Consider the following 9607-nt stretch of genomic DNA (forward strand, 5'->3'; position numbering starts at 1 on the left):
GGCCTTGAAATCCGAGCTGTAGCGCTTTCTCGTCGTCTTCATTCCCGTCAATCCTTCAGATCGGGAATAGCTTAACACCCTGTCCAGTTTTCCGGGACCACCTCAGGCCGCCTTGCCTGGTTTGGCGGGTGCCGCGACGTAGCATCGGTGCAAGCACTGGTGTTTGCACCGATGTTAGCGACGGTGCGATGGGTTAGATCACGGTGTTTTCGGGCGCCGAGCGCCGGCGGCAGTGCAGCGACGAGCAGAAGCTGGGATTTATCGCGGCAGCGTTTGCTCCCGGCGCCGTGGTGGCCGAGATTGCGCGGGCGGCGGACCTGAGCTTGAGCCAGATCTACCGCTGGCGACGGCAATTCGGTGGCGGCTCCTATGACGGTGAGCGGGAGGCTCAGCGTGAGGGCCATGGATTTGCTGCCGTGATGATCGCATCTGATGCGGCAGCGGTGCCGGCGTCACCACCCAAGGCAGCGATCGTAATCGAGGTCGGCGGCGCGGTGGTGCGGATCGCCGCCGATGCGCCGGCGAAGCTGGTAACGATGGTATTGCGGTCGCTGGCGCGATGATCCCGGTTCCGGGCGGTGTCTGGATCTGGATCGCCACCGGCCACACCGATATGCGGCGCGGGATGCACGGCCTGGCGCTGCAGGTGCAGCAGGGTCTCCATCGCGATCCGCACGCCGGCGACCTGTACATCTTCCGCGGCCAGCGCGGCGATCTGGTCAAGATCTTGTGGCACGATGCACTGGGGAAGTCGCTTTACGCCAAACGCCTGGAGCGTGGCCGGTTCGTCTGGCCCGCTGCTGTCGATGGCGTGGTGGCGATCTCGGCATCACAGATGGCGTGCATGCTTGAAGGCATCGACTGGCGTCACCCGCAAGCGACGTGGCGGCCGACGGCTATGGGGTCTGAGTAGCAGCGGTGTGAAATCGTTCCGAACAATGACCCCTCCCCAAAACATCGTAAGAAATCGTTTTTAATGACGTTTTGACCTTCTGGCCGGGGTCATTCTCCGCGCGAAGCGCGACCCCTCCAAAACCAGATATTATTCAAACTATATAGTTATTTGACGCGATTTTACGCGGGATTACTGTTCAGAGCGTTTTTACAGCGAGGATGGCAAAGTCAGCTTTGGCTCCTTGTCCATCGAACAAGGTTCAGGGTTGGCTCGCACGGACGGTGAATCCCCAACGATTCACGTCGATAAGAAACCGCTCTAACGTACATCATCACGACGAGACGAATCACTTCCGACGAGTTGTTGAAATAGCGGAACGGGCTCGGCGGCGCAGCTCCGGATTTGCGGCTAGTCCGCGTTGGCCACCATTGCTGAGCACGCCGTGCCACATTCGTCTGACGGTGGGACGAAACGCTGGCTGGTCGGCTTGCGCCTCAAAAGTCGCCGTTACGCGATTGCTGGCAAATTTAGATACGCCCGCCAGGCCGCTTGCCCCACTACATCGTAAAGGACCATCTCGCTGACGAGTTCGCGCAACGCATCGACCCCGCCGAGACCGTCAGGACGCAGCGGGTCGCGAATGATCCGTCGAATTGCCTCGCGGCCTAATACCAGCGTCGTCGCGGCAACCGTGGCCAGGGGCTCGCCGGTGCTGCGCTGTCGATGTTCTGCCAGCGCGCGCGTAAGCGCGCCATAGTCGGCATCTTGCCGCGCTTCGCGCCATTCCGAGCGTAGCTGTGAATCCCGGCCCGCATCGAGATCTTCAACGCGGGCGAGGAACAGCGTGGGTGCAGCACCCAAATCCGTTAGCGCCGCGCGGGTCGCTGCCGCACCACCTGCGCGATTGTCGGGCCTTATCCATAGATTTGTCTCGGCTTCGTCGAAACCCTCCAGGTCGAATGCACGCAGCGTCCGTCGCCATGTAGTACGGTCAGTGCGTTCTGCCGCACCCGTGACGGACAGAAGCCAGCCACCATCCCAGACAATTTGCCGATCAATGACATCACGCCAACCGCGCAAGCGCCGGCCAATCGGTTCTGCTTGAGGCCCACGTGCATAGATGCCCCGCTCGATCTGGATCAGCCGGCCATCGGCCCGCAGCCTTGCAATAGCGGTCCGCATTCCTGTCGCCTCGATGCCGAATGCCGCCCCGGCCTTGACCAGTACTGCGGTCGTTACGGTGGGATGGTCACCGCGCGCAACAAGATCGAGGACGATGGCCCGAGCGCCAGGCTGCGGCAAATCGCCGAAGGAAATATGTTGCATTATTTGTCTATATGCGTCATTATACGCCACATAATAGTGAGGAGCCGCCATGTCTACAATAGTAGCCGCCGATATGCCTGCACATCGGGTCAATCTCCACAGGCATCTCACAGCGGACCAGCTCCGCGACCTTCGTGCACGGTCAACCTGGCGCGGCGTTGGAATGATCGTTCATTGCTGGGGCGTGATCGCTGCCGCCATGGCATTGGTGGCTTGGTTGCCAAACCCGCTGACAATCCTGTTCGCCATCGCCGTCATCGGTAGTCGGCAATTGGGACTGTCAATTCTGATGCATGAAGGTGCCCATGGCGGGCTGGCAGTCAGCCCGCGCGTCAATATGTGGCTAAGCCAATGGCTCTGCGGCTATTCGGTCGCCGCCGACACGCTGGCTTATCGTGCCTATCATCTCGAACATCACAAATACGCCCAAGCCGAAAACGATCCCGATCTCCACCTTTCCGCCAAATTTCCGACGACACGCGCAAGCATGCGCCGAAAGCTGATCCGCGATCTGACCGGCCAAACAGGCTTCAAGCAGCGGCGGTCGCAGTTGCGTGCGGCACTGGGCAAGCCGATGCAGCCCGTTCCTGCCCGCCTGCGGTATTTTTGGCAGGCACTCGGCCGGCCGGTCATCGTCAATACCGCGCTGTTCAGCATCCTCGCCTTCGCAGGATACTGGTGGTTGTATCCGTTGTTGTGGGTAGTGCCTCTGCTGACTTGGCAGCAGGCGGTGACCCGGATCCGCAATATCGCCGAACATGCCGTGCTGCCGTCGAGCGATCCGTGGCGCGTCGCGCGTACCACGCGCGTCGATTGGTTCACACGGGCGTTCCTCGCGCCTTACTGGGTCAACTATCATGCCGAGCACCATTTGCTGCTGTATGTGCCGTGTTACCGTTTGAAACGTTTTCATGCTGTGCTGGCGCGGGCGGGGCTGGTAAATCGCCTCGAAGTCCGCGGCGGCTATGGCGAGACACTGCGGATGGCGTCAGCGCGGGCCTAGGCTCGCCACTGCGCGGCGCCTCGGGCAAACGCGGTCCCATCACCTGGTCATACGACTTTCTGTAACAATCACCGCACTGCGAACAAGCTGCGTCACCGAAGTGTTCGCCGGCAGATAGCCATCAATTGCTGTCGGATCATATCGATCCTTCGCCCAAAGGCCGGTCGATCATAGTCGGAGCGCACGCAATCCATCGCCCGTCGTTCTGACGGAGACAACAGGAGATGCCTGATGCCGAAATTCGAGACGCTGCAGATTGAGCCGGATGCGAACAATCCGCGCGTTGCGCGCCTGCTGCTTGACCGTCCACACCGCCTCAACGCGATTAGCGCAGCGATGCCCGGCGACATCCGTCACGCAATTGAGTGGGCCGAACGCAACGACGCGATCCATGTGATAATCGTCGAGGGCGCCGGGAAGGGCTTTTGTGGCGGATATGACTTGGTGGGATCTGCCGAGACCATGATCGACCATCCCTGCCAGCAGGAACGGTATCCGTGGGAACCGATGGACGATTTTGCGCACATGAAGCGCAACACCGAAGATTTCATGACACTGTGGCGGAGCAGCAAGCCGACCATCGCGAAGGTGCATGGCGCCGCCGTGGCGGGCGGCAGCGACATCGCCTTATGCTGCGACCTGCTGATCATGGCCGATGATGCGCGCATCGGCTATATGCCCACGAGGGTATGGGGTTGCCCGACGACTGCAATGTGGACCTATCGCCTTGGGTCGATGCGTGCCAAGCAGATGATGTTCACCGGGAACATCATTGACGGAAAAAAGGCCGCCGAATGGGGCCTCGCGACAATGTCGGTACCACTGTCCGAACTCGAGACGGCGACGATGACAATGGCTGATCGCATCGCCGGCGTGCCACGCAGTCATCTGGCGATGCACAAGCTGGTCGTGAACCAGGTTATGTTGACGATGGGGCTGGAACAGTCGCAAACGATGGCGACGGTGTTTGATGGCATTACGCGCCACAATCCCGAAGGACTATGGTTCCGTCGCTATGCACAGGCCGAAGGCTTCAAGGCCGCCGTCGAGTGGCGCGATAGCGGTCGCCCGATCCCGGAAGGAGACGAGGCGCGTGAACTGATCCGCGATATGGAAGCCAGGCAGACCTGACGCCGGGTGCGTGCGAGGACCCGATAGCCATATCACTTGGCGAAGATGCACCGCTTGTTGCGCGCACAAGGCTTCTACGATCACCACGACGCGCTGTCGCACCACTACCTCGGCGTTTTACGCCGCGCGATACGTCGTCCCACGTGAAACCAGCGACCCGAAACAATCGGACGAGGAGGTAGACATGAACGACGATCGACGCGAACGCACCGTACGCATGGAGCGTGACGGCCCCGTGACCACCATCATCATGTCGCGCCCCGAACGCCGCAACGCCGTCGACCGCGAGATGGCTGATGGGCTGCGCGCCGCCATTAAGGCGTTCGAGGCAGACGAAGATCAGCGCGTCGCCGTTCTTTGGGGCGATCACGGCGTATTCTGCGCTGGCGCGGACCTGTCGTCGGTTGACGACCGCAACCGCTCGCTCGACGTCGATCCGTCCGGCGGAGGAGATGGTCCAATGGGGCCTAGCCGTATCCTGCTCAGCAAGCCGTTGATTGCGGCGGTCGCCGGTTACGCGGTGGCCGGCGGGCTGGAGCTGGCGCTACTCGCCGACTTGCGTGTGGCGGAGGAGAGCGCCACGTTCGGGATGTTCTGCCGCCGCTGGGGCGTGCCGCTTATCGACGGCGGAACGGTCCGCCTTCCCCGTATTGTTGGCCAAGCGCGCGCGCTCGACATGATCCTGACCGGGCGGCCCGTGGACGCAATGGAGGCGCTGTCGTTTGGCCTCGCCAATCGCGTCGTGCCTGATGGTACCTCGCGCCAAGCTGCGGAACGACTCGCCCACGAGATAGCGAGCTTTCCTCAGCAGTGCATGGTCGCCGACAGACACTCTGCCTTCGCGCAGTGGAACCTGCCGCTTGACGAGGCGCTTCAACTCGAAGGCCGTCTGGGCGCCCCCATCGTACAGGCTGAGGGCAGGGCCGGTGCACGCCGCTTTACCGCGGGCGCTGGCCGGCACGGCGACTTCGAGGGCTCACGATGACCGAAAACGGATGACCTACCGCGTTCTAATTTGCCAAAACGAGCCGAATAATGACTCCTCTACAAAACATCGCAAGCAATTAATTCTGATGCTGTGGATCGGCGCCGAAGCAGGACCCCGGTAGAATTGTGATAACCCGCTACAATCAAGCGAAATTTTGCAAAAGATGGGGGTCGCGATCGGCGCTGACCGTACCCCCGCCGCAAAGCTTATTTATTTAAGCATTATTATGCGCTTAAGCCGCATGAGTACTGGGGTCCCGCTTTGGCGTCGATCCACAGGGTGAAGGGAAGGTAGAAGCGCTGCCGGCTGTGGACCGGCGTGCGAAATCAGGCCTTAGGCTGACATCGCCGTCTGGGACTTACCCGTCATTCCTGGCGAGGTCGCTGTACGTCGGCTTTCGGCAGAGGCCGACATTCCGTCGTAATGTTGAGCGGCATCGTTGAATGGCTGGGGTTTGGCGCCTGCTGCGGCAGGGCGATCAGCGTGTCATAAGCCTTGCAGTGTGCCGCTTGGCCGACGGCTAGGTGGAAGCCGAGCGGTCATCCTCTGGCATCTGCCAGGCTGTGAAGCTTGCTGGTGAACCCGCGGGCCGCAGAGTCTGGGCTATGGGGATTTCGATTTTTCGCCGGGTTTGGTTATGGCGCGGCCCGGTACGTGCGGATGGCAATTGCCAATGCCGGTGAAAAGGCTAAGCTTCATTGTCTGTGTGGGCTGTGTCCCGGTTTGACTCCTTGGCTGGCAACACCACGGACGGCAGATTGGGGGGACGCATTGCAATGATCAGAAGCACGCGATCGATAGTGCCGGCAGCGGCGTTGGCGCTGGCGGCGTTTGCGCTGCCGGCATTTGCGCAGCCGGCACCGAACCTTGCTCCGGCCGTCAAGCCCGGTCTTGCAGTGCCGCCCGAAGGTTGGGCCTATTTGCCAGAACTGGCGGTGCTCGGTCCGGCTGACATCTATCGTATTGCACCTGCAGCACGCGGCGCGCCTGGCCCCAAAAGGCGGATGCACGTGCATACCAAGAAAAATGTCGGCATCCTGACACGCGATGTAGATGTGCCGTTAACCGCCGCGACAACCTTGCAATGGCGGTGGAAGGTTGACCAGATCCCGTCAAAGTTACCGGAGACGGCATCGGCAAACCATGATTATTTCAGCATTGCGGTGAAGTTCGAGAACGGCAAGGATCTCACCTACATGTGGAGCGCCAGCCTTGTTGAAGGCTTTGGGTTTGAATGCCCGCTCCCCGGCTGGACTGGGCGAGAATATCATGTGGTGGTGCGGTCTGACACGCGGGACGTGGGAAAATGGCTGGCTGAACGCCGCAATGTTGCGGCTGACTATGCCAAGTATGCCGGCGGCCCGATGCCAGGGCGCATCGTGCAGGTGTGGTTCATCGCCAACACAATCATCCAGCAGGGTGAAGCCAACGCCAGCTTTGGCGATATTGTCCTGACCCCGGACGCGGCGGCCAAGCCGCTTGTGGTGTTCTGAAGCAGCGCTCGCCCAGGCTGATGGGGTGTGCGGCCATCCAAGAGTAAGGCCGGTTTTTGAACCGGGACTGGTGGGATCCTCGTTCGGCGCGAGGGCGCCCGATTGCCTTGCAGCGCTTTTCGGTCGAACGGCCGCTTCTGTCAGGATCAGCCGTTCCTGTCCCGTCCGCGGAATGACGAGAACTGGGTCGGGAGCAGCCGCGCATATGTGTCCGCAAGGGGTCCGAAAATGAGCAGAGACACTTATCGCGGAAACAGCAGAGCATCTGAACGCTGTCAGCCTGTCGCCTTGGCGTACAAACGGTCCGCCGCCGCCCAGTTCACCGCGCCCATGTAGGCGTCGACATAGGCTGCAGCCTTGGCACCATAGTCCATCGCATAGGCGTGTTCGTACATGTCCAGCGCGAGGATCGGCGTGGCACCAGCCAGCGTCATCGTGTGGTCATTTGCCCACTGATTGGTCAGGCGGTTGTCGCGGTGGCTGTAGGTCAGCAGCACCCAGCCCGACCCGCCACCCAGCGCCTTGCCCATGGCGACGAACTCCGCCCGCCAGCGCGCATCACTGCCGAAATCCCGTTCGGTCGCTGCCGCAAGTACCCTGCCCGGCCGATTGCCGGCACCCAGCCCGGCGAAATAGAGTTCGTGCAGGATCATCGAGTTCCAGGCGAGCAGTTCTTCGCGCTTCAAACCGTTGATCACGAACCCCGGCGCCGTAGCCGGCTCGAGCCTCGCAAACTCTGCCTGAATGGCACTGAGCCGTTTGACCGCGCCGCCGTAGTTATTGGTGTGGTGGCTCACCAGCAGCTTTTCCGAAAGGCCGACGATGGTTTTCGGAACAAAGGGCAAGGGCTGTGCCTCGAAAGGTTTTGCGACGGCTGCCGTCTCCGTTCCTGCTGCTGCCCCGGCGAGCGCAGCCAGCAGGACGCCGGCGGACGCCAGACCACCCACCTTCAGGATGCCACGTCGATCGATCGCTCTCTGGCTCATTGTGTTACCCCCTGATGCTGGTCGCGTTTTGTCGAACGTATGGCACCCTGTCAGTTTACGATGGCAGCCACGGTGATCGCCGACCGCGTCGTGCCCGGATTGGGCTCAACACTGTAACACCTCGGCATGATCGTGGTTCAAAGCCGCCCGGGCATTGCTGTCGGCCGATCGCCCATAGCTTCCCCAAGACGTACCGGTCGTTCCGATGCCCATGCCGTGTTGAAGACGATGCTGTCCGGCGGAAACAGCATCACGATCGTCGAGCCAAGCAGAAAGCGTCCCATTTCCTCGCCTTGGCGCAGAACGATGTCCCGGTCGTTATAGCGCCAATCGACAATCCGACCGGTGCGGGCCCCGTTGACGACGCCGTGCCAGACCGTTGCCATGCTGCCGACGATGGTGGCACCCACCAGCACCATGACGAACGGACCGTGGATCGGCGATTCGAACAGGCAAACCACCGTTCGTTGCGCGCGAACAGCCTTGGCACGCCGCGCGCGGTAACCGGATTGACCGAGAACAGAGCGCCGGGCACATGGATCATCCGCAACAACCGGCCGTCGCAAGGCATATGCAGCCGGTGGTAATCACGCGGCGACAGATACAGGTTGGCGAAGCTGCCGTGACGGAAGAGCGCCGCCAGTGCCACGTCGCCACCCACCAGCGCAGTGGTCGTGAAGCGATGTCCTTTCGCCTGCACAATGTGGTAATCGTCGATTGCACCAAACTGGCTTATCGCGCCATCGACAGGGCAAGCGAAATCCGCATCCGCCAGCGGCCGTACCCCGGGCTTGAGAGGCCGGGTGAAAAAGTCGTTGAAGCTGGCGTAGCTGCCGACCTCGGCGTTGTCGGCCTCGCGCACGTCGACGCCGTAGCGGCGCACGAACCATCTGATCAGCGCGGTTGTCATCGCCCCAAGCTGTCCGCGTGCAATATGCCCGGCAAGCCGGGTCAGCCACTGCTTGGGCAGAATGTGCTGGACCATAATCTTCAGACGATCGGACATCTCGAACCTTAACACTGCATTGGCAATCCACACCCGGACCCAACGGAGGCCTGTAGAGGCCCATTGCAAGTAATCTTTGCCGAGATGGCGCCCTTGATGACAACTGTCGCCCCGCCTTCAGTCCCGATTGGCGCCTCAGTTTCTGTGCCCAGGCCTATGCAAGGGTGCCTGATCAGTCTGGGCTCTCCGCGAGCGTGCACGGCTGTGCCAGCACCGCCGCAGCAAAGGCCTGCACATCGCGGCGCAGGGCTGGCACCCGATTTGCGCGCCACGTCTTTGACCAGTCCATGATCATCTCCGTGGCGCCGCCCATGATGAAATTGAGCTGTGCCTCGCTCGCCGCAACCCCGTCACGAGCAAGAGCCGCAAGTGCACTTGGGACCGTGTCGTCCGCATCGTATAGTGATGACCCACGGAGATTTGGAAAACCGACATGACCAGTTCGTCCGATATATCCGACGCGCCGGGCCCTTCCGCATTTCAGTCGGCAGGTCGGCTCGGCTTTATGAAGGGCGCACGCTCGAAGTCGGTCGTGCCCGCAAACATCAAGGAATTCGCACGCGACGAAATCCACGCTATCTTCGGTATGACCCTCGAAAAGCGAGGCGCAGGTCAAGACGGAATCAACGACTGCAATTCTGCTCAGAAATGAAGCCAGGCAAACGTTTTGAGAACTAGGGCTGGGACCCATAAACAGGATTCACATCTGGTCTGAGGTGTGATTCAAGCTTCCGAGGCATCGGGAGCGCGGCATGGCAGGCGAGTTTTGGTTGGACGAC

9 protein-coding genes and 1 pseudogene are annotated in these 9607 nt (G+C 61.2%); 7 read left to right on the plus strand and 3 right to left on the minus strand.

What is annotated here, in order from left to right; translation table 11 throughout:
• The first annotated feature begins 203 nt into the window (after positions 1-203).
• Positions 204-563 carry an IS66-like element accessory protein TnpA gene (gene tnpA, locus IEW98_RS15660; protein WP_188764405.1) on the plus strand — a complete coding sequence of 120 codons (360 nt, stop codon included), beginning with the start codon at positions 204-206 and terminating at the stop codon, positions 561-563.
• Positions 560-913, plus strand: coding sequence for an IS66 family insertion sequence element accessory protein TnpB (gene tnpB, locus IEW98_RS15665; protein ID WP_188764406.1), 354 nt, complete (start codon positions 560-562; stop codon positions 911-913). Before tnpA ends, tnpB begins: the two co-directional genes overlap by 4 nt.
• Before the next feature lie 489 nt (positions 914-1402).
• Here tnpB and IEW98_RS15670 read toward each other — a convergent pair whose 3' ends face one another.
• Complete coding sequence (locus IEW98_RS15670; RefSeq protein ID WP_188764408.1) at positions 1403-2221, minus strand: type IV toxin-antitoxin system AbiEi family antitoxin domain-containing protein; 819 nt, start codon at positions 2219-2221, stop codon at positions 1403-1405.
• A 163-nt stretch (positions 2222-2384) separates the two neighbouring features.
• Between IEW98_RS15670 and IEW98_RS15675 the strand changes: the two genes are divergently transcribed.
• The 4 genes from IEW98_RS15675 (at position 2385) to IEW98_RS15690 (ending at position 6836) form a co-directional block, all read left to right on the plus strand.
• Entirely contained in the window at positions 2385-3224 is an 840-nt protein-coding gene (locus IEW98_RS15675) for a fatty acid desaturase family protein (protein ID WP_207792607.1), read from the plus strand.
• Positions 3225-3455: 231 nt separating this feature from the next.
• On the plus strand, positions 3456-4355 hold the full coding sequence (locus IEW98_RS15680; protein ID WP_188764410.1) for a crotonase/enoyl-CoA hydratase family protein: 900 nt from the start codon (positions 3456-3458) through the stop codon (positions 4353-4355).
• 184 nt (positions 4356-4539) lie between these two features.
• Positions 4540-5340 (plus strand): crotonase/enoyl-CoA hydratase family protein, encoded by an 801-nt coding sequence (locus IEW98_RS15685; RefSeq protein WP_188764412.1) that lies wholly within the window; start codon positions 4540-4542, stop codon positions 5338-5340.
• Between the two features lie 779 nt (positions 5341-6119).
• On the plus strand, positions 6120-6836 hold the full coding sequence (locus IEW98_RS15690; RefSeq protein ID WP_188764414.1) for a DUF3047 domain-containing protein: 717 nt from the start codon (positions 6120-6122) through the stop codon (positions 6834-6836).
• Between the two features lie 275 nt (positions 6837-7111).
• On the opposite strand, the gene IEW98_RS15695 is transcribed toward IEW98_RS15690, so the two are convergent.
• Both IEW98_RS15695 and asd read right to left on the minus strand, forming a co-directional pair.
• Positions 7112-7822 carry a superoxide dismutase gene (locus IEW98_RS15695; protein ID WP_188764416.1) on the minus strand — a complete coding sequence of 237 codons (711 nt, stop codon included), beginning with the start codon at positions 7820-7822 and terminating at the stop codon, positions 7112-7114.
• Positions 7823-7959: 137 nt separating this feature from the next.
• Positions 7960-8828 (minus strand): annotated as a pseudogene (gene asd, locus IEW98_RS16980) (archaetidylserine decarboxylase).
• A 433-nt stretch (positions 8829-9261) separates the two neighbouring features.
• Between asd and IEW98_RS15705 the strand changes: the two are divergent.
• The gene (locus IEW98_RS15705; RefSeq protein ID WP_188764418.1) at positions 9262-9480 is read left to right on the plus strand and encodes a hypothetical protein; all 219 of its coding nucleotides are present in this window, start codon (positions 9262-9264) and stop codon (positions 9478-9480) included.
• The last annotated feature ends 127 nt before the right edge of the window (positions 9481-9607 follow it).

Origin of the sequence: Sandarakinorhabdus glacialis (genome assembly GCF_014643455.1) — a bacterium.
GTDB classification, from domain to species: Bacteria; Pseudomonadota; Alphaproteobacteria; order Sphingomonadales; family Sphingomonadaceae; genus Sandarakinorhabdus; species Sandarakinorhabdus glacialis.

Bases quoted from the DNA above. Each gene is read 5' to 3' on its own strand.
- tnpB (WP_188764406.1), top strand. From the start codon at position 560: ATGATCCCGGTTCCGGGCGGTGTCTGGATCTGGATCGCCACCGGCCAC.
- IEW98_RS15670 (WP_188764408.1), bottom strand. From the start codon at position 2,221: ATGCAACATATTTCCTTCGGCGATTTGCCGCAGCCTGGCGCTCGGGCC.
- IEW98_RS15675 (WP_207792607.1), top strand. From the start codon at position 2,385: ATGATCGTTCATTGCTGGGGCGTGATCGCTGCCGCCATGGCATTGGTG.
- IEW98_RS15680 (WP_188764410.1), top strand. From the start codon at position 3,456: ATGCCGAAATTCGAGACGCTGCAGATTGAGCCGGATGCGAACAATCCG.
- IEW98_RS15685 (WP_188764412.1), top strand. From the start codon at position 4,540: ATGAACGACGATCGACGCGAACGCACCGTACGCATGGAGCGTGACGGC.
- IEW98_RS15690 (WP_188764414.1), top strand. From the start codon at position 6,120: ATGATCAGAAGCACGCGATCGATAGTGCCGGCAGCGGCGTTGGCGCTG.
- IEW98_RS15695 (WP_188764416.1), bottom strand. From the start codon at position 7,822: ATGAGCCAGAGAGCGATCGATCGACGTGGCATCCTGAAGGTGGGTGGT.
- IEW98_RS15705 (WP_188764418.1), top strand. From the start codon at position 9,262: ATGACCAGTTCGTCCGATATATCCGACGCGCCGGGCCCTTCCGCATTT.